Source organism: Siphonobacter aquaeclarae, from assembly GCF_900103285.1.
GTDB classification, from domain to species: domain Bacteria; phylum Bacteroidota; class Bacteroidia; order Cytophagales; family Spirosomataceae; genus Siphonobacter; species Siphonobacter aquaeclarae.
In genome coordinates this window covers 132785-151875 of the sequence record NZ_FNGS01000006.1, presented here as the reverse complement: position 1 = coordinate 151875, position 19091 = coordinate 132785, and the positions used below count along the sequence as shown (strand labels likewise).

The following is a 19091-nucleotide window of genomic DNA, read 5'->3' as shown; positions in this document are numbered from 1 at the left end:
GACGATCGTCCGGGGGAACGAAAAACGGATACCGAGATGCCACTTTGACCCCTTCGGGGTCAGGGGTACGTGTTACCGCCGCTTGATCCAGGAATAGGCAGGTATTCCCGTCGCCACGATTCCAACCCCTGCCCAGCTTGTAAAAGGCTTGTAAATCAGCAAATCTACCGCAATACCCAGCACCACGAGAACAAAAAACGCCGGCATCACCGGATATCCCCAGGCTTTGTAAGGCCGATGGGTGCCAGGGTCTTTTTTCCGGAGGACGAAGACCGCACCTATCGTCAAAAGATAAAAGATCAAAATAGAAAAGACGACATAGTCCAGCAACTGGCTGTACGTCCCCGAAAAGCATAACAGCAGGGTCCATGCGCACTGGATACCGAGCGCGAAGGCAGGCACACCTGCTTTGTTCAGCGTTCCGGCTTTTTTCAGGAAGAGACCGTCTTTCGCCATCGCGTAGTACACCCGTGCGCCGGAGAGGATAATGCCATTATCACACCCGAATGTCGAAATCATGATGAATACTGCCATGATAACGATACCTGCATTCCCGAAAATCACTTCCGCAGCGGCGGTACCTACGCGGTCGTTCAGCGCAAACATGATACCTCTGCCGTGTACGTCGGCAGCTGCCGGGGTACCGGAAGCGGGTAACAGCATCAGGTACACGACATTGGCCAGTACATACAGCACCGTCACAATGAGCGTCCCCCAGAAAAGGCTCAGCGGAATGTTTTTGGACGGATTCCGGATTTCTGCGGCAGTGTAGGTGATATTATTCCAGGCGGACGACGAAAACAATGGTCCAACCAGCGCCAGTCCCAGCGCACTCCACAACGGCCAGCCGGCCAGGGGAGCAGACGTCACGCCGCCTGCCGGCCCCGGAGCTACCCGAAACGGCTCCCAGAACGACGCCAGGTTTCCACGCCATACCTCGCTGTTCCATCCTACCCACAACCCCAGCAGAATCAGCCCCGCCAGGGCGGCGGTTTTGGTAAAGGTGAAGATTCGCTGGACGATTTTCGCCTCCCGCACGCCGCGGATATTCACAAACGTCAGCAGTAATACCATAGCCGCGGCAAGTATCTGAGTCGGGGTAATCCGGAGAAAGCCCAAATCCAGCAGGGTATTCTTCTCGTCAAAAAACGGCAGCAGAATGGAGGTATAACGGGCAAACGCCACTGCGACAGCCGCAATCGTCCCCGTTTCAATCACCAGAAACAGCGACCAGCCATAGAGAAACCCCACCAGCGGATGATACGCTTTCTGGAGATAGACATACTGGCCGCCGGCCCGTGGCATCATCCCGGCCAGCTCGCCGTAGCTGAGCGCGCCGATGGTCGTGAGAATACCGGTGAGAATCCAGGCCGCCAACAGAAAAGCCGGCGAACCGAGTTGGCGGAGTACGTCTGCCGAAACAATGAAAATACCCGACCCGATCATCGATCCGACGACGATCAGGGTACTATCCGTTAAGCCAAGTTCCTGTTTGAATGAAGAGGTAGAGGTTTCCTGCATGTTGACAAAGTTTCCTCTAAAAAGCGGCTTATTTCGTCAATATGCAAGAAATCGCTAGTGTAGTCCGACCGGCGGCGCGGCCCGGCGGATGGAAAAATCAATCTTCGGTACCTGATGGAAAAAGCGCCAGCTCAGTAATACCGCCGCTACGGCGAGTCCCGTTGTCAGGCCGATCCAGATACCCAGCGCGTCCATCCCCAGCACAAACGCGAAGAGGTACCCTACCGGCAAGCCCACAATCCAGTAGGCCACGAGCGTGATACCCGTTGGCAGGTTGACATCCGCCATACCCCGCAACAAACCCAGACTGACGGCCTGTACCCCGTCGAACAGCTGGAAAACACCCGCCATCATCACCAGTATGACGGCGATGGAGGCCACTTCTTCGTCCCGGATATAAAGCGATACCAGGAATTCATTACCCAGCAGAAAGCACAGGCAGGTAAACGTCATGAATACCACCGCCAGCAGCAACGCCGTACGTCCGGATTGCAGTACCGCCTCACGGTTCCCCTGCCCGATTCCGGCGCCAACACGGATACCGCCGGCTGAGGCAAGACCGGTCGTCATCATGTAGGTTACAGAAGCGGGATTAATCGCGATAAGGTGCGCCGCGAGCTGGTCTTCGCCCAGCCAGCCGGTCATGATGGCGGCCAGCGCAAACACGGCTATCTCGAAAAAACCCTGGCAACCCGCCGGTGTACCAAGACGGATAATCTTGCGCGTCCAGTCCGCTATTGTAGTCCCTGCAACAGACAGCGGCTTGCTCAGGTACGGTACAAGTTCCGGCTGCCGGCGCACGTAGATCCAGATGCCGATCGCCATGAATATCCGGGAAATCAGCGTGGACAAAGCCGCGCCGTTCAGACCCAGTTCCGGAAAAAACCAGTTCCCGTAAATCAGCAGGTAGTTCAGCAGGATATTGAGGCCAACGGCCCCCAAGGTAATGTACATCGCGACGCGGGTCAGGCCCATGCCGTCGGCCAGCTGGCGAACGGCCAGAAAGAGGAACATCGGCAGCGTCGACGACGTAAAGATGAGCAGGTACGGCACGGCCATGTCCTGCACCTTGTCCTTCTGCCCGAACCATTCAAATTTGAACGACAGGAGAACGATAATCAGGCTACAGAAAAGCGTCGCCAGCAGCGCTACGCGGATACCCGCCCGGAAGAGCTTGCGAATCTCGTCGGGCTGTCCTTCCTCACGTGCTTTGGAAATTTGCGGAGCGATGATACCGATGGCGTTGATACCAAAAACGGCGATGGAATTCCAGACGCCGTTAGCAATACCGGCGGCGTCGAGGGCAAACTTCGCGTCGGTAGCGATGTGCCCGACCTGGATCACGTCGACTACCCCCATCAGCATGATACCCAGCTGGCTGAGGACAATCGGCCAGGCGAGGTTCAGCATGCGGGAAGCCTCGGATTTGTTAAAATAAGCAGTAAAAAGTTGTTTCATGGCAGTAAAATCAGCCGCAAAGGTACGAAAAGCGGCTGGCTCGCGCAGAATTGTTCAGAAGACCTTATACGAATCATTCTGTTAACTTTCTGTGAAGTCTGTGTCGTCTGTGAGAAAAAACAGCTCACAGACGACACAGACTTCACAGACAAAAGATGCTATTATTTCTTTCTGTGTATTCTGTGCTTTCTGTGAGAAAAATCAAAAATCAGTTTCTCACAGAAAGCACAGAATACACAGAAAGTAAATGACAAAGGGCTGCCCGGTCAACCGGAGCAGCCCTTCTCTGTTTCTTCTCGTTCCTACTTTTTCGGGAGACGCTTCGAAGCCTTCAGCGCCTCCGCCAGCAGGTACTCGATCTGCCCGTTGAGGCTGCGAAACTCGTCGTCAGCCCATTTCTGCAAGGCTTCGAGGTGTTCGGCAGAGAGCCGCAGGGCAAACGCTTTCTTTGCTTCTTTTTCTTTCATACCCGTCTCCTTAATGGTGGAGCGTACCGGCATTGACAACAGGGCTGGCCGCTTTGTCTGAACAGAGTACTACAAGCAGGTTACTTACCATGGCGGCTTTCCGCTCTTCGTCGAGCTGGACGATATCGCCCTCTGCGAGTTTCTTCAGCGCCAGATCTACCATGCCGACTGCCCCTTCGACAATTTTTGTCCGGGCAGCTACCATGGCCGTCGCCTGCTGGCGCTGAAGCATGGCATGTGCAATTTCCTCGGCATAAGCCAGGTGGGTAATCCGCGCCTCGAGGACGTTGACCCCGGCCCGGGCCAGGCGTTCGTGCAGCTCGGCTTCGAGTTTTTCATTGATCAGATCTCCGCCTGAGCGCAGGGTAATTTCCTGCTGGGCGTCTTCGAAATGGTCGTAGGCATAAGCACCGGCGAGGTGGCGCAGGGCGGCGTCGGACTGGAGCTTGACGTATTGCATGTAGTTGTCGACTTCAAACTTCGCCTTCGCTGTTTCTTCCACCTGCCAAACAACCACCGCACCGATCACGATGGGGTTACCGAGGAGGTCGTTGACCTTGATCTTGTCCCCTTCGAGGTTGCGGGCTTTGAGGGAAATGGATGACTTGCTGTAAAACGGGTTAGACCACCAGAAACCGTCCTGCTTGACCGTGCCGGCATAATTCCCGAAGAGAACAAGGATCTTCGCCTCGTTCGGATTGACGACGAAGAAGCCGGGCAGCACCAGCATGAAAATCAAGGCGACAACGGGTGTCAGCATGCCGGCGCCACCCAATGCAAGAGCCAGGGCGACAAGGCCCAATACAAGTAAACCGCCCAGTGCGGCATATCCGGAGACAGGTTGAATCAGTTTTTCTTTCATAGTTAAGGTGATATTAAAATGATATCACAATAGTAGCATGATTCCGGGAAAGAAAAATACGTCTTCGGATGAATGGTTGCCCGCCGGGATGAGCAGCCCGAAGCGGCTGGTCAGTCATCTTTCTGATGGATAAAAACAGCCTTCCGCACAAAATTTCCGGAGATGATTCAAGATTGCCTCCTTCTGTTTACATTTGCATTACTTCAGCGAGTCAGAAAGGACCTTTCTTCGCTCTCGTTACGCCGGACGCTTCGTCAACCAAGGCCATACCTCCGTAACGAATTGTCCTTTCCTCGTTCACCGAAAACAAAAAACATTCGCTTGAAAGAATACGGCAGTAATATTCAAAAGCTGGTCGACTATCTCGTAACGATCGAGGATCGTGAGAAACGCACCAAGCAGGCCTACGTACTCATTGAGCTTATGCGGCAGATTCACCCTAACATGAAAGAGGGGCAGGATTACACGAATAAGCTTTGGGATGATTTGTACATCATGTCGGGATTCCGGCTCGATGTAGACAGTCCGTTTCCGCCTCCTTCGCCCGAGGCCATCGGAAAAAAACCGAATGGGGTTCCCTACGCCACGCACCAGCTTCAGTTCCGCCACTATGGCCGCAACCTTGAGCTGATGGTTCAGAAAGCGATTTCGCTGACGAACGAATACGAGCGCTGGGCCTTCGCAAGCTACATCGCCAAGATGATGAAGAGCTTTTATACCGCCTGGAACAAGGACAACGCCGACGATTCCACCGTGTGGGAGCACCTCAAGATCATCTCCAAAGGCGGCCTCAATGCGGAAATCGAACGTATACGCAAGGAAGGATACCTGGACATCGCCCCCCGCGACCGGTATTCGAGCACGCCGGGCGTCGGCGGTGGCGGCAACTACCAGCCCCAGCCTTCGCATCACAACCGCCCGCATCACCGCAACAACAATAACCAGGGCGGCGGCGGCAACTTCCAGCGTCGTTCCGGCGGTGGCGGGAATAATAACAACAACAACCGCAACAATCACTTCAATAACCGCAACCGCAAAAAATAACCGGGAGCGGCGGGCAGCCGCCTGTTTCCGGCATCAGTGCCATGGCTTCATTTAAAGTAACAGGAGGAAGAAAACTTCACGGAGAAATCATCCCGCAAGGCGCCAAAAACGAGGCACTTCAGATTATCTGCGCGGTGTTGCTGACGAAAGATCCCGTCACGATTCACAATATTCCCGACATCCGGGACGTCAATGCCCTCATCGACCTCCTCGGCGATATGGGTGTGAAGAAAACCCGGCTGAGCGCGTCGTCTGTGCGTTTTCAGGCCGATGACGTCCATATGGACTACCTCGAGTCGGAAGCCTATAAAAACAAGGCGGCCTCCCTCCGCGGCTCCGTCATGATGCTCGGACCCCTGCTGGCCCGCTACAAAAAAGGCAAGATTCCGAGACCAGGCGGCGACAAGATCGGCCGCCGCCGCCTCGATACCCACTTCCTGGGTTTTGAGCGACTCGGCGCCAAGTTTGATTTCGACCCGGAAGACGGTGGTTTCTATAAAGTCGACGCTTCTAACTTACGCGGCACGTACATGCTGCTCGACGAAGCGTCGGTAACCGGTACTGCCAACGTCCTCATGGCCGCGGTACTCGCCGAAGGTATTACGACGATCTACAACGCTGCCTGCGAGCCGTACCTCCAGCAGCTGTGCAAGATGCTCGTCCGCATGGGCGCGAAGATCTCCGGTATCGGCTCCAACCTCCTTCAGATCGAAGGCGTGTCGGAACTCAACGGCACCGAACACACCATGCTCCCCGACATGATCGAAATCGGCTCCTTCATCGGGATGGCCGCCATGACTCAGTCGGAAATCACGATCAAAAACTGCTCCATACCCGATCTGGGCGTGATTCCGGGCGTGTTCCGGAAACTCGGTATTCAGCTCGAAATCCGGGGTGACGATATTTTTGTCCCGGCACAGGACCATTACGAAATCGATACCTTCATCGACGGCTCCATGCTCACCGTGGCCGATGCGCCGTGGCCGGGCTTCACGCCGGATTTGCTGAGTATCGTCCTCGTGACCGCCGTACAGGCCAAAGGAACCGTGCTGATTCACCAGAAGATGTTTGAAAGCCGGTTGTTTTTCGTCGACAAACTCATCGAAATGGGCGCGCAGATCATCCTCTGCGATCCGCACCGGGCGACGGTCGTGGGCATGAACCGCGAAATCCAGCTCCGCGGTATCCGGATGACCTCTCCGGATATCCGGGCGGGGGTAGCGCTGCTCATCGCGGCGATGTCGGCCAAGGGCGTTTCGATTATCGATAACATCGAGCAGATCGACCGCGGGTACCAGAACATCGACACCCGGTTGAATGCCCTCGGCGCGGAAATCATCCGGCTGTAAGATTTAATCCGGCTCGCAATAGCCTCAAAACCTGTCAGTGAAGTATACTGACAGGTTTTTCTATTTTTACGGAAAGCCAATCCTTGCTACTTCATGAAACGCACTCTCCTCCTCCTCCTGATGGCGGGCGCCTGCCAGCTCGCCAATGCGCAGACCTATGCCGAAAAACTCGGCTTTCCGAAAGGTAAAAAAGTCATCATTTTCCACGTCGACGACGCCGGCATGAGCTACGACTCGAACGTTGGCACCCGGAAGTCGCTCAACGAAGGCGTGGCTACGTCTACCTCCGTCATGATGCCCTGCGGCTGGGTGCCGGAGTTTATGGCGCTGTACAAGCAAAACCCGAAGTGGGACGTGGGCGTACACCTCACCCTCACCTCCGAGTGGAAAACCTACCGCTGGCAGCCCCTTTCCGGCAAAGACAAGGCTCCTACCCTCTACGATCCGGAAGGCAGCCTCTGGCACGAGGTAGCGCAGGTGGTGCAGCATAGCTCTGCCGACGATGTGGAGAAGGAAATCCGCGAGCAGGTAGCCCGTTTCCGGCAGTTTGGCATTGAGCCGTCGCACATTGATTCGCACATGGGCACGCTCTTCACGCCGAAGTTTGTGGAGCGGTATGTGAAGGTTGGTATCGAAGAAAAGATTCCCGTGATGTTCCCCTGCGGGCATAATACCCTGATTTCGAGCAGCCTCAAAGGCCAGGGACAAGGCCAGCTCATCGCTGCGGCGCAGGAAGTAGGCAAGAAACTCTGGGCGTCAGGCCTGCCTGTGCTCGACGACCTCTTCGCCGACACCGGCTGGAACCTCCCCGCCGGCCAGGAGCCGACCGACGAAAACCTCCGCGCCTTCAAAACGAAGAAATTCATCGAAATCCTCGACAAGGCTCAGCCCGGCGTGACGATGATCATCGTCCACAGCACCGACCCCACGCCGGTCTTCTCCCACTTCTCCGGCTCCGGCAACAGTCGCAAAGGCGACATGCTCGCCATGATGGACCCGGAATTGAAGAGCTACATGGAGAAGAACGGGATTGTGTTGAGTACGTTTAAGGAGTTGAAGGAGAGGAGGAAGGGGGTGAGGTAATTTGCCAAAAGCTACAGACAAATGAAGATATCTAGTGAATTGCTATCCATTTGTCTGTAGCCAAGCAACATATGAATAGCTCTCAACTACATTTCTTTACGCGAAGGCCTCCTTAATAATAGTTCTAATTGCTTTATTTTCCAGCTTACTTACAAGGGCAGGTATTCTCGAGTCGCCTTGGCGAATATGCATAGGTTCATTGTAAATCATCCCCAAAATATAGTACGTTTCGGAAACAGAAATTCCGTATCTTTCTCGAGCAAGGTCTAATTTCTCTCGTGTTGACTTTGTCTCTAAAAAATCATTCTTTGCGCTATTACTCGGAAGGGATTCAAAAACAATTTTCTCTATTTTAACTCTAATTGCGCAACAAATTGATAGCGGACAATACTTTTCTCCTAAGATATATTTCCTCAATTCTTCAAAAATAAATGTATAAAAAATATCCCCTTCTCCCCATGTCTCTTTAAGTTTTAATTCTTTAAATTCAGATCTTTTATTTATTCTAGTTGGATGAAAATGAAACAAATATTTAGAAACATCTTCTTTTATTTGAATCTCATTTCTTTTCTTTACCAGTTCTAGCATTGCATGACTATAATCTGACGGTCTGTCATCAAGATAATATATTTTTTGGCTGCTAAAAACATAATTTTGAAAAATATAAGGATCTAAATGTGTCAATATTAATGGATAAATTTCGCCTCCATCAAGTTTATATTGGTCTATAAATTTCGAAATAAAATACTGAGAAGCAATCAAATTTGCATCATCTAAGTAGTCAAATACTTCGTCTAATATCAAGACGGCTATTTTCTTTTTCAACTGAATCCTAGCTTTCAATAAAAGAGCGATTAAGGACAAGATATCTCGTTGCCCATTTGACATATGAACGACATCCGGAAATCGCACAACCAAAGTCCTTTCCGTCTCTTCCAACTCTAGTTCTAACCATGAGCTATTAAAATCATCAAGTAGTTGCTTAAGACGCTTTTTCTCCGATTCATATTGGTGATACAAACTAACTTTCTTGAAAAGAGTTGAATCTTCACAATATATCCAAAATATCTGGACTGCACTCAGATAATATTCAGCTTCTGTCGAGTATATTAATCCGTAATTCTCAAGGACATCTTTAGTTCTTTCTATACATTTTATAGACTTAAAATCCTGAATTATATTTTCATTTACAAATTCTTTAACTTCGGATATTTTTCCGGAAAATTCATTTATTCTTTTTATACAATTATCTATTTTTTTTTCAGTTTCTTTTTGTTGCTTTTTAAACTCAGAAGCCAGCTCCCCAATTTTTTCAATTAATGCGCTATTTTCTTTTAGTAGGTCAGATAAGTTATCTAAAGCTTTTCCATTTTTGCCAAATTTTTTTTTAAATTCACTAATACGATAGTTATATTCAACTCGTTTAGGAATACCCCTTAATACAGTTATATCATCTATAGTAAGTGTGGCAGCTGCCGGGCCAAACGGAGTACGTATTCCTTTTGGTCTTATCATACTATGTATCACAAAAACATCGATATTTTCAAATATTGAATTACTATTTTTAGTTGCCTCAAGAGATAATTCATGTCCATTACTATCCCTAATAAGCAACTCTACTCTGGGGGATAGAGTTTCATCTTCTTTAAAAAAATCATTCTTAGATAAATTAATTCTCTTGCCATTCATTCTTCGAAAGGCAGTAGCAAATGAACTTTTACCGAAGCCATTTGGCGCGACTAAAATACTTGGCTTATTAGGTATTATATCTAAGGATAATTCCTTTTTAGATATGCCCTTTACATTTTCAATAGTGATTTTCCTTATCATTTTACTCAGGCATTCAATTTCGAACGTTATTCATATCTCTTAAAAGCGCTATATACCTCTCCTTCTCCTCCAACAACGCCGCATTCAATCGCTTAATCTCCTCCAGCGCCTCCATCCACTTTTCTACAGGATTAATATGGTAAGTACCACCGGAAACACCTATAAAGGCATTTTCGTGAAAGGTATTCGAGATCACATTAATCGCCTGCTCCTCATCAAAATTCTTAATCGCCTCCGTCGGTACCTTCAATACCTTGGCAACGTCGTGGAGGATGTCTTCGTCGATGGCCTGGCGGGCTTCGAGAAGGGAGATTTTCTTCTGGTTCCAGTCGGAGCCTAGCTCGGCGGCGAGGGCTTCCTGTTTGATACCCAGCATTTCGCGGAAGCGCTTGACGTTCCGCCCTTCGTGTACGCGTTTTTCAGACATAGTCGGATAGGTGTTACCCAACAAAGATAGCATTCCCGGCGAACGGCGGCGGGTAGACGTGCGGTTATTCTTCCCCAACCTCCGCAGGCAGTTAGCAAGCGGTTCCTGCCTTCAAAAGAGTCAAAAAAAATCGAAGACCTACCCCCTATTTTCAGGGATACGACGCAAAAAAACCGCACACGTTTTGTCGTGTGCGGCCGCCTATAGTGGGAAGGGTTGAACGCGAAACTATTCAAAAGGATACACCATGGCGCCGTTGAGGTGATCGGTGGTTTCTTCGGTCTGGGTTTTAGCTACTTTGCCGTTTACCAGGATCTCCATTTTGATGCTGCAGGCGCCGCCGGTATTGGTGTGAAACACCGAGAGCGTCGGCATATCGCCGAATTTAACGGTCCGTTTGATGGTTTTGCTAAACGGCAGGGAGACGTTCGTGAGCGTCGTCCGGCCGTCGGATTCGTTGGTGTAGCCTACCATCTCGGCGGTCGAAAGGCTGCCCTTTACCGTTGTCAGTTTATACTCGATCGTGACTTCTTTGGGATAGCCTCCGTCCGGAGTATCGGCGCCTTTCTTGCAGGAACCCATCAGGAGGACAACAAAAAACAGGAGAAAACGAAGGTTCATGGCGTTTACGGGAATGATCGGGGCAAAAGTAGCGCTGCCCTGCCCCGTCAAACTTGAATCGAAACGACATCGTCGCCGGCATAGATAAACGATGCACTCTCCGAGCCCATCGTTTGCTCCCGGAGAAACTGGTACGGCGTCAGGCCGGAAAACGCTGCGAATTCCCGGTTGAAATGCGGCTGGTCGGCATATCCGGCTTCGAAAGCAATCCGGGTCAGGTCGCCGAAGCGCGCGCCGGATAGTTGCTGCAATACCTGCTCAAAACGCTGCAGCTTGAGGTACGTCCGGACCGATACGCCCACCTGGTCCTTGAACCGCCGCTGTACCTGCCGGAGCGACAGGCGATGGCTCGCTGCAATGCCCTTCAGGCCTTCCAGAACAAGGGTATTGCGGTCGAATACTTCCTGTATAACGGCATCCGGCGTTTGGATGCGCTCAAGGAAATAGCGGCTCAGGAGGGTGACCCGCTCGCGGTGGTTGCGGGCGTCGGCGAGGCGGGAAGTCATACCCCGGCGGTCGACATCGCTCAGGGCCGGCATTTCATTGACCAGTTCCGTCGCCGAAATCCCGAAGAATACCGGCAGGGCATGCGGGTAAAAGCTGACGCCAAAATGAGAGAACTGCCGGTTCCAGTAGGCGCTTGTCGGCCGGGTATCCATGCCGCTGAGGTAGGCAACGGGCATGACGCCCCGGGCCTGATCGACCACCGGAGCATACTCCCGCGTGTCCTGAAAAATTAGCCGCGGGTATGGGTCAGCAAAGGACCTGATATGCAGCCGTCCGTCCCCGAAGCCGTCGTAGCTCCAGAAATAGCGTATCCAGGGGCGGAGTTCGGGGGAGACGGGGAAGAGCTGGTAGTTCATGGATACGAAGTAAATAACCAGAAGGGACTTTCTCACAGCATTTTGTCTGTGTAGTCTGTGAAGTCTGTGAGAAAAAAAGCACACAGACTTCACAGACTACACAGACAATTAGTTGACGACTCTGATCAGGCTTTCCTTGTCGATAATTGCCGCCGCATTGAAGTTGACAAGGATGCCTACCCTCTTCCGCGAAAGCCTCAAATAAGTCAACAATTGCTTTTTGTGGACATTGTGAATCGACTCGACCGACTTGATTTCGATGATAAGCTGGTTTTCCACCACCAGGTCTGCTTTGAAACCCAGATCCAAAACGACTCCCCGGTATTGAACGCCGATAAGCTTCTGTTCTTCTACCAGAAGTCCCTTACTCCGAAGTTCATACGCCAATGCAGCCTGGTAAACACTTTCAAACAAGCCCGGGCCCAGCTCCCGGAATACGGTAAAGATCGCTCCCCGCACGAGGAAGCTTAATTGATTGACTGTCATAGACTATGCGAATGGGTTGGATAGAGATTGAATTTGAATATAAAACACTATTTATCCATGCCGTACACTAATTTATTATACCTATAAACAAGAAAAACGGCCCGCGCTCTGCGCAGGCCGTCCAACTGAAAACAGAAAACCGATTACTTCATCGGCGAAAAGTCCGTCGGTACCATATATACCGACCGGATATTCTCCGTGATCGGACCGCCGCCGAGCGTTTCGGAAGCACTTTTAGCTGTCACCCAGGCGGGATCTTTCACAAAAGAAGCGAACGAAGCCAGGCCGGCTGCTTTGTTTTTATGCGCCAGCAGGTAGACGAGGTAGTCGTCGGCATTGTCACGGGTCCAGTAAACAACGTTCGTCATGCCATGCTTTTCGAACAGTTTCACGGTATGATTCCGGAAGCGGGCATTCAGCAGGCCAAGGTTATACGGCGTTGTTTTATAGGTACGGAGTTCAAAGACCCGGTTCCCTTTCTGATCAATCTGAAGCGCCGGTGAATAGTCGGTCGTGTGGAGGAAATAGCTTTCCACCTTATTCACAATCTTTCCGTTTTTCTCAGATTCGGCGACTACTTTCTTCCACTCCGGATCGTTGCCGAAAGCCTTCCAGGAAGAATCCCGCGCGGCTTTATTCGGGTACGACAGGAAGTAGATCAGGCAACTATCCGGGTTATCGAGCGGAGTGAAGTACCCAACGTTCGTCATGCCATGTTTTTCGAAAAGCTTGGTCGTATGATTTCGAAAACGGGCCAGAATATCCGGGAATTTTCCCTGAGGAGAATAGTACACCCGCATTTCATACAGGCGGCCATCAGCAGGCGGCGGTGTCATCGTAAAGGAAAGAAAGATAGTAGAACAAAGCAGGGCAAGTAATGCAGCGCGCATCGGTCAAGAGGTTTTGGTAAAACAACGCGGCTAATTTATCCCCTTCTCCCGAAGAAGTCATTGAAACCGGATTAAAATAAACAAGCCCGGACATTTGCCCGGGCTTGCAGAACCAGTGATTGGCTATTGCTTGATCGAAATCAGATCCGCGAGAATCCGCGTTGTTTCTTTCAATTCGGCATCGTCCTTGAACTTGGCGATGAAGTTTTCCTTCATTTTCTGCCGGGTGTTGGCCGAAGCCACATCCTGGCCGGGCATTCCGCCGCCGGCCGCGCCGAGCTGGGTAATCTTGTCGCCCAGCAAGACCACTTCATACGGGTTTGTTTTGCCCGCATTCAGCTTCGACAGTTCCTCTTTCCGCTTCTTCATCTCCTCGATTTCCTTGCGGCGCGTCGCTTCGTTGAGCGAGACAAGGGTCTTGTCCTTGTTCTTCTGGAAGTCGGCTACTTCCCAGTTCAGGCGAAGCAGGTCGGTATCCAGTTTAGACCGCTGATCGTAGCGTTCGCGGAGTTTTTCCAGCGTTGCGGGCGTCACCGAGTTATACGGAACGAAGGTACTCGAGCGGATCTGGTCCCAGGGAAGGGCCGTCGGCTGCGAGCTTTCGCCAAACTCCTCGGCGCTGAAGCGGGAAGGAAGTTCGATGTCCGGCGTCACGCCTTTGTGCTGGGTACTGGAACCGGTGATGCGGTAGAACTTCGCCCGGGTCATCTTCAGCAGACCTACCTTTTCCGGCTCCTTGGGAAGGAACTGGTTGAGGTCGAGCAATTGCTGAACCGTACCCTTGCCATACGTCGTACCGCCGATGATCACGCCGCGCTTGTAATCCTGAATGGCGCCGGCGAAGATTTCAGACGCCGAGGCGCTGAAGCGGTTGACGAGCACCGCGAGTGGTCCGGCATAAACCTGCTGGGGGTCGGTGTCGTCATCGACATCAATCCGGCCCATCGCATCCTTCACCTGAACCACAGGACCCTGCTTGATAAACAGGCCGGTCAGCTTGATGGCTTCGTCGAGCGAGCCGCCGCCGTTGTAGCGCAGATCGAGCACTACGCCGTCCACCTTCTGATCCTTGAACTGATCGAGGAAACGCTGTACGTCGCGGGTCGTGGACGTATAATCCTTATCCCCCTTCCGCATTTCTTCGTAGTTCTGGTAGAAACCGGGGAGGGTAATGACGCCGATTTTGTATTCTTTCTTTTCGAAGGTCATCGGAACGACTTCCGCCTTGGCTACGCCTTCTTCCAGCTTGATCTTGTCGCGGACGATTTTGATTTCTTTCGGAAGACTACCCGCAGCGGCATCCGCCTTGAGAATATTCAGGCGAACCGTCGTGCCCTTGGGGCCACGGATGAGTTTGACAACGTCATCGAGATTCCAGCCGACCACATCCACCATCTGCCCGCCTTCGCCCTGGGCTACGCCGACGATGCGGTCGTTCACCTGAACGAGGCCGCTCTTCATCGCAGGACCACCCACGAGGAGCTCGCGCACTTTGGTGTAGTCATTTTCCGGCGTCAGCGTGGCGCCGATCCCTTCAAACGACTGGGCCATTTCATCCTTGAAACGCGAGGCATCCGGCGGCGCCATGTAGTTGGTGTGCGGATCGATGACCTCTGCAAAGGAGTTCATGAACGTCTGGAAGACGTATTCGCTCTTCACCTTCGAAAACTGCTTTTCGAGGTTGGTATAGCGGTCTTTCAGCGTCCGGTTGATGGCAGTATCCGCCTTGCCCTGGAGTTTGTAGTCCAGCGCCTGGCTCTTGATGATTTTTTGCCAGAGTTCGTCCAGTTCGGCGGGGGATTGCGCCCAGGAGACCTTGTCGCGGTTGGTCTCATAGGTTTCGTCCTTGGTGAAGTCGAACGGCTTGTCGGTCAGCTTCTTCACATACGCCATACGTTCATGAAACCGCTTCATGAACAAGTTAAACAGGTCGTACGCCGGCGTAAGATTCCCTGCCTGCAGGTAATCGTCGATCTGGTACCGGTATTTTTCAAAAGCCTGAACGTCGGACGACAGCAGATAGGCCTTGCCGTTATCGATTTCTTTCAGGTAATTATCCCATACCTTATTGGAAAGCGTATCATCAAGCGGCATGCGCCGGTAATGGTAGGACGAGAGAATACTGGTAACGAGTTTCTCTACTTCCTTTTGGGAGTTGGTGGGAACCAGAACAGCCGGTTGATCGGATGTCAGCTTCTGGGCCGAAATCGGATGTTCCGGCTGAAAACCCAGCAACACTAGTGGCACAAAGGCGAGCAAATAGCTTTTCATAGACATCTTGCTGTTATCTAAAGGCGCGCAGCCGTTGAAACGTCCATTCCTGACTGGACACTGGTTCGGCCTATTTCTCGATGTCGAGCAATTCTACATCGAAAATCAGGACTGAATATGGAGGGATGGAACCCGTCGCACGTTCTCCGTAGGCAAGCTGATAAGGCACAAACAACCGGTATTTGGAACCAACCGGCATTTGCTGGAGCCCTTCCTGCCAACCCTGAATGACACCGTTGAGGGGGAAGCTGATCGGTTCGCCCCGCTGCACTGAGCTGTCAAATACCGTGCCGTCGATCAGGGTACCGTGGTAATGCGTTTTAACCTTATCGCTCAGCGTCGGCTTGGCGCCGGTTCCCAGTTTGATAACTTTATACTGGAGACCGCTCGGCAATGTAACGACGCTGTCCTTGGTTTTGTTCTCAGCCAGGAATTTTTCACCGGCCAGTTTATTGGGTTCGTACTTTTTGGCATTTTCGGCCTGAGTCTTGGCCTGCTCTTCTGCCTGCTTCGCCCGCATCTGCTGACTGAAATTGGTCAGGCAGTTCTGGTACTCGGCGTCGGTCAATGCAAATTTTCCGGCTTTGGAATCCAGAACGGCCTTGGCCACGAGGTCAAAATTCAGGTTGCTGAGGGAAGGGTTCTTGAGGTTTTTGGCGATATCCATCCCGATGGCGTAGCTCACGGAGTCCATCGGACTTTTAAAGGAGGGAGCAACAGCGGCAACCGGTTTCTTGACAGCAGGTTTCGGAGCGGGTTTCTTGGTTTGAGCCAGAGCCGGCAGGGAAAAAGCCGCCAGCAGAACAGCGATACTCGTTTTTTTCATGAAAAGGACGTTACCGGATCGGTTCAGTCAATTAGAAGTGACAAAAGAATAATAAACGAAGATAGCAATTACTTCCTATTCTTTCTGTAAACGATGATGAACGGGAAAAATTATCCGACAATTTCCTGTCAGATACCTCTCCCGGAAGAAACCTATTGAAAACAACGAAGAAACCAACGATCTATTGGCTCAACTGCACGACGGCCTTAGTTTTATACTCCACCTTGCCACGGTTGATGATATTCCGGGCGAAGACGTTGCCATCGATCGCGACGGTATGGCCGGCGCTAACAGTGACGGTCGACGCATAACTCGGAATGCACTTGCAGTCCCACGTGGCAGCGTTATCCCAATCACCCGATTGCACCGAAGCGATGTTAAAAGCAGGTATAACCGGCGGCTGTACCTTCGCCATCAGCGGCTTGGAAGACGTTAGGAAGTTTTTGGAAGGATTGTTCTCACTCATAACCGCCTGCCGCCAGTATTCTGCGGCTTTTGACTGACCCGTCTGGTTGAAGTGCAGGGCATCTTCGTTCCGGCCGTCATTCAGAATCAGGTTCAGTTGCGCGCCTTTGTATACTTCCGGTTTCTGCGCGACGAGCTCGTCCTGCGCCCGGGTAATATGCCGTTCGACCGAGCTGCCCGGCGCCCATTGCCCCCAGCATTCGCCGTTGATGTAACACTCCGTCGCCACCATCCAGGCCAGGTCGGGATAGCCTGTTTCTTCCCGGGACTTGTCGATTACTTTTTCATACTGGAATTTGAAGTCCTGCCCGTAGTTATTCCGGTCGTTCACACCGTGCCCGCACAGCACCGCACGGAGACCCGTAAACGGAATGTACTTCTTGATCGCTGCCCGTATGTGCGTATAGGGAAACCGGTATTCATACTTCACAAAACCGTGGTCAAACGGTATGTCATAGGCTGATTTATAGAGCTGCTCGATGTTTGTTCCACCGAACGCCGAACTGTAAAACAATACCGGAACATTGAGATTTTTCACAATCAGTTCCCCTGTCCGTCCCCAGAACCAGCGCATACTCACGCCCGGAGCGATTCCGCAGGTATCACAGAGCTGGGTAGGCTGAAAACTTGGCAGAAACGACGGATCTCCCGAGTTCCAGTATTTATCCCAGGTTCCGTAATAGTCGCCGACATGGATGGTATTGACCCGGTCCTTGTACTGGTCGCCATAGGCATAGTCGATGGTCGGGCTGTACCCGCCGGCCGCGTTGGAGTGTCCGGCGATGAGGAATACCTCGCCTACTCCTACTTTCTCTACACGGGTGACGGCTCCGGAGACCGCATTGTTCTTGATCGCCCGGATTTCCAGGTCATACCGCCCGCCGGTGACGGTGACAGCGCCATAGAAAATACCACCCGTAGGCTGGTTCTGAAGCAGGGTCCAGTCAATGGCAGTGCCGCCTTCTCCGGCACGGGGAATAAACCGGATTTCCATTCTGTCAGCCGGCTGGGAAACGCGCCCGGTAACATAAAGCAAAGCCTGATTGGAGTTATTGCGCTGCACAACAATCCGGGGAACCGGATAGGTGACAACAATCTGCGCGTAACACAGATTGCCGGCCAATACGGCCAGCAACAGGAGTAATTTCCTGAAGAAAGTCATAAATCTGAGTTTGCGGCGAACGGATCGAGATAAGTAGCCTAAACAAACATAAGTACGAGTAGCAATAATTACGGATGTTACTGTCAAAAGGTTTGACCGATTTTAACTTAAATCAATATTTACCTGGTCGTTCACTGTCATTTTCCATCAGTTCACATCCAAAACGGAAAAAGCCGGAGCAGGTAGTACCCGCTCCGGCTTCCGGTAATCTGACTGAAATTCGTTATTTTTTTACTACCAGACGACTGGCAAACTCCCCGGTTTCCAGGTAAGTACGAAGCAGGTATGCACCGGGCGGCAAATGGCCAATGGCGATTTCGCGGCTGTCGGACCGGCCAAGGAGCTGTCCTTGCAATGAATGCAGCATCAGCGCGCGAACACGTCCTCCTTTCACTTGCACACGGTCTGTAGCCGGGTTGGGATACGGGTCGAAAGCGCCGGCGGTTTCCACGGAAATAACCCGCAGGTAGTCAACCGTTCCATCGGCGTCTACCTGCCTGAGACGGTAGTAGTTCACACCGGCTTCGGGTTGGCGATCGGTGTACTGATACAGCTGAGAAACCGCCGAGGTACCGCGGCCCGGCACCGTACCGATTGATTCGAAGGTCCGGGCATCCACAGCGCGCTCAACCACGAAATGGCTGTTATTCTTTTCCGAAGCGGTCTTCCATTCCAGCGAGACCGACTCTCCCACCGCCCTGCCGCTGAACGATACCAGCGAAACAGGCAGCGGCAGCGGCGTTCCGGTCACCGTCACCATATCGAAGCGCCAGTTGCCGGTCGTGGCATATGCTCCTCCTGAACCTGCGTAAGCGCCGCCGGAAAGTACTGCCAAAATCCGGAAACGGACGTTCGGGTTGTTATTCAACGCCGTCACAGCCGCGAAGCTTTTGGTGCGGCTGTTAAACCAGGTATCGCCGGCATTGGCGGCAAAGGCGTCCGAATCAATCCAGTTTGCTCCGCCGTCGGTCGAATACTGTAAAATCAGGTTGGCCGGCGACGAGTTACTGTGCCGCTGATCCCATGATACCGTAATCTGATTATATCCCAGCGTACTCACCTGGATTTCGATACCTGCGGTCTTATCCGCCGTACCCTGCACAGGGAAATTGGAAACCGGCCAGCCGCTGTCGTCCGCATCCGCCGCCGGGTCAGTCGATCCGCCGTTGGAGTTGCCGCGGCCGAAGCCGGTCGTGGTCGGCGCAGTCGTCCCGCCGACAGCCAGAATGGTACCCGTTCCGGTCGACGGGCTCGTCGTCCCGGTGGCGTTATCCGAATCCGGCGTATTGAAGTTCCATTGAACGAGCGTCTGAGCAGCGACGCAAACGGGCAGCAGCATACCCGCCAGGAAAACTGGTAGTGATCTGATCATTTCTTTTTAGTTGAAGGGTGGGAAAAAGAGCGGGGAGCTCTTATCAAAAGTCGATAAAAGCCCCCCGGAATCCAAGGAAAAACTATAAAAACTT

General features: G+C 52.1%; 17 protein-coding genes. 3 read left to right on the top strand and 14 right to left on the bottom strand.

Features of this window, described 5'->3' with window-relative positions:
- Positions 1-72: 72 nt before the first annotated feature.
- The 4 genes from BLR09_RS16540 to BLR09_RS16525 all read right to left on the bottom strand — a co-directional run bounded on the left by BLR09_RS16540 (position 73) and on the right by BLR09_RS16525 (position 4308).
- On the bottom strand, positions 73-1521 hold the full coding sequence (locus BLR09_RS16540) for an APC family permease (protein WP_093204640.1): 1449 nt from the start codon (positions 1519-1521) through the stop codon (positions 73-75).
- Between the two features lie 54 nt (positions 1522-1575).
- Positions 1576-2979: an MATE family efflux transporter gene (locus tag BLR09_RS16535; RefSeq protein WP_093204638.1), complete on the bottom strand. Its 1404-nt coding sequence runs from the start codon at positions 2977-2979 to the stop codon at positions 1576-1578.
- A gap of 302 nt (positions 2980-3281) precedes the next feature.
- Positions 3282-3446, bottom strand: coding sequence for a type II toxin-antitoxin system antitoxin (locus tag BLR09_RS16530; RefSeq protein WP_093205330.1), 165 nt, complete (start codon positions 3444-3446; stop codon positions 3282-3284).
- A 10-nt stretch (positions 3447-3456) separates the two neighbouring features.
- A complete protein-coding gene (locus BLR09_RS16525) occupies positions 3457-4308 on the bottom strand; it encodes an SPFH domain-containing protein (RefSeq protein ID WP_093204635.1) in 852 nt (283 codons plus the stop codon).
- 282 nt (positions 4309-4590) lie between these two features.
- On the opposite strand from BLR09_RS16525, the gene BLR09_RS16520 reads away from it, so the two are divergent.
- The 3 genes from BLR09_RS16520 to BLR09_RS16510 all read left to right on the top strand — a co-directional run bounded on the left by BLR09_RS16520 (position 4591) and on the right by BLR09_RS16510 (position 7784).
- A complete protein-coding gene (locus tag BLR09_RS16520) occupies positions 4591-5352 on the top strand; it encodes a DUF4290 domain-containing protein (protein WP_262507496.1) in 762 nt (253 codons plus the stop codon).
- A 41-nt stretch (positions 5353-5393) separates the two neighbouring features.
- Positions 5394-6701, top strand: a complete 1308-nt coding sequence (gene murA / locus BLR09_RS16515) for a UDP-N-acetylglucosamine 1-carboxyvinyltransferase (RefSeq protein ID WP_093204629.1) — start codon at positions 5394-5396, stop codon at positions 6699-6701.
- 93 nt (positions 6702-6794) lie between these two features.
- Positions 6795-7784 carry a polysaccharide deacetylase family protein gene (locus BLR09_RS16510; RefSeq protein WP_093204626.1) on the top strand — a complete coding sequence of 330 codons (990 nt, stop codon included), beginning with the start codon at positions 6795-6797 and terminating at the stop codon, positions 7782-7784.
- A gap of 96 nt (positions 7785-7880) precedes the next feature.
- On the opposite strand, the gene BLR09_RS16505 is transcribed toward BLR09_RS16510, so the two are convergent.
- From BLR09_RS16505 to BLR09_RS16460, 10 genes are all read right to left on the bottom strand, one after another.
- Positions 7881-9614 (bottom strand): hypothetical protein, encoded by a 1734-nt coding sequence (locus BLR09_RS16505; RefSeq protein WP_143011125.1) that lies wholly within the window; start codon positions 9612-9614, stop codon positions 7881-7883.
- A 13-nt stretch (positions 9615-9627) separates the two neighbouring features.
- Positions 9628-10041 carry a helix-turn-helix domain-containing protein gene (locus tag BLR09_RS16500; protein WP_093204620.1) on the bottom strand — a complete coding sequence of 138 codons (414 nt, stop codon included), beginning with the start codon at positions 10039-10041 and terminating at the stop codon, positions 9628-9630.
- Positions 10042-10269: 228 nt separating this feature from the next.
- Positions 10270-10662: a hypothetical protein gene (locus BLR09_RS16495; RefSeq protein WP_143011124.1), complete on the bottom strand. Its 393-nt coding sequence runs from the start codon at positions 10660-10662 to the stop codon at positions 10270-10272.
- A 47-nt stretch (positions 10663-10709) separates the two neighbouring features.
- Positions 10710-11561, bottom strand: coding sequence for a helix-turn-helix domain-containing protein (locus BLR09_RS16490; protein ID WP_143011123.1), 852 nt, complete (start codon positions 11559-11561; stop codon positions 10710-10712).
- A 72-nt stretch (positions 11562-11633) separates the two neighbouring features.
- Positions 11634-12011: a GxxExxY protein gene (locus BLR09_RS16485; protein WP_093204612.1), complete on the bottom strand. Its 378-nt coding sequence runs from the start codon at positions 12009-12011 to the stop codon at positions 11634-11636.
- A 143-nt stretch (positions 12012-12154) separates the two neighbouring features.
- Complete coding sequence (locus tag BLR09_RS16480; RefSeq protein ID WP_093204609.1) at positions 12155-12901, bottom strand: NIPSNAP family protein; 747 nt, start codon at positions 12899-12901, stop codon at positions 12155-12157.
- A 123-nt stretch (positions 12902-13024) separates the two neighbouring features.
- Positions 13025-15172 carry a carboxy terminal-processing peptidase gene (locus tag BLR09_RS16475; RefSeq protein ID WP_093205328.1) on the bottom strand — a complete coding sequence of 716 codons (2148 nt, stop codon included), beginning with the start codon at positions 15170-15172 and terminating at the stop codon, positions 13025-13027.
- Between the two features lie 70 nt (positions 15173-15242).
- The gene (locus tag BLR09_RS25875) at positions 15243-15998 is read right to left on the bottom strand and encodes a BamJ family beta-barrel-assembly machinery protein (RefSeq protein ID WP_093204607.1); all 756 of its coding nucleotides are present in this window, start codon (positions 15996-15998) and stop codon (positions 15243-15245) included.
- A gap of 181 nt (positions 15999-16179) precedes the next feature.
- Complete coding sequence (locus tag BLR09_RS16465) at positions 16180-17625, bottom strand: sialate O-acetylesterase (protein ID WP_093204604.1); 1446 nt, start codon at positions 17623-17625, stop codon at positions 16180-16182.
- 223 nt (positions 17626-17848) lie between these two features.
- A complete protein-coding gene (locus BLR09_RS16460) occupies positions 17849-18997 on the bottom strand; it encodes a T9SS type A sorting domain-containing protein (RefSeq protein WP_143011122.1) in 1149 nt (382 codons plus the stop codon).
- Positions 18998-19091 lie beyond the last annotated feature (94 nt).

Excerpts from the sequence above, each read along its gene's own strand:
- BLR09_RS16540 (WP_093204640.1), bottom strand. The coding sequence starts at position 1,521 with ATGCAGGAAACCTCTACCTCTTCATTCAAACAGGAACTTGGCTTAACG.
- BLR09_RS16535 (WP_093204638.1), bottom strand. The coding sequence starts at position 2,979 with ATGAAACAACTTTTTACTGCTTATTTTAACAAATCCGAGGCTTCCCGC.
- BLR09_RS16530 (WP_093205330.1), bottom strand. The coding sequence starts at position 3,446 with ATGAAAGAAAAAGAAGCAAAGAAAGCGTTTGCCCTGCGGCTCTCTGCC.
- BLR09_RS16525 (WP_093204635.1), bottom strand. The coding sequence starts at position 4,308 with ATGAAAGAAAAACTGATTCAACCTGTCTCCGGATATGCCGCACTGGGC.
- murA (WP_093204629.1), top strand. The coding sequence starts at position 5,394 with ATGGCTTCATTTAAAGTAACAGGAGGAAGAAAACTTCACGGAGAAATC.
- BLR09_RS16510 (WP_093204626.1), top strand. The coding sequence starts at position 6,795 with ATGAAACGCACTCTCCTCCTCCTCCTGATGGCGGGCGCCTGCCAGCTC.
- BLR09_RS16505 (WP_143011125.1), bottom strand. The coding sequence starts at position 9,614 with ATGATAAGGAAAATCACTATTGAAAATGTAAAGGGCATATCTAAAAAG.
- BLR09_RS16500 (WP_093204620.1), bottom strand. The coding sequence starts at position 10,041 with ATGTCTGAAAAACGCGTACACGAAGGGCGGAACGTCAAGCGCTTCCGC.
- BLR09_RS16495 (WP_143011124.1), bottom strand. The coding sequence starts at position 10,662 with ATGAACCTTCGTTTTCTCCTGTTTTTTGTTGTCCTCCTGATGGGTTCC.
- BLR09_RS16485 (WP_093204612.1), bottom strand. The coding sequence starts at position 12,011 with ATGACAGTCAATCAATTAAGCTTCCTCGTGCGGGGAGCGATCTTTACC.
- BLR09_RS16480 (WP_093204609.1), bottom strand. The coding sequence starts at position 12,901 with ATGCGCGCTGCATTACTTGCCCTGCTTTGTTCTACTATCTTTCTTTCC.
- BLR09_RS16475 (WP_093205328.1), bottom strand. The coding sequence starts at position 15,172 with ATGAAAAGCTATTTGCTCGCCTTTGTGCCACTAGTGTTGCTGGGTTTT.
- BLR09_RS25875 (WP_093204607.1), bottom strand. The coding sequence starts at position 15,998 with ATGAAAAAAACGAGTATCGCTGTTCTGCTGGCGGCTTTTTCCCTGCCG.
- BLR09_RS16465 (WP_093204604.1), bottom strand. The coding sequence starts at position 17,625 with ATGACTTTCTTCAGGAAATTACTCCTGTTGCTGGCCGTATTGGCCGGC.
- BLR09_RS16460 (WP_143011122.1), bottom strand. The coding sequence starts at position 18,997 with ATGATCAGATCACTACCAGTTTTCCTGGCGGGTATGCTGCTGCCCGTT.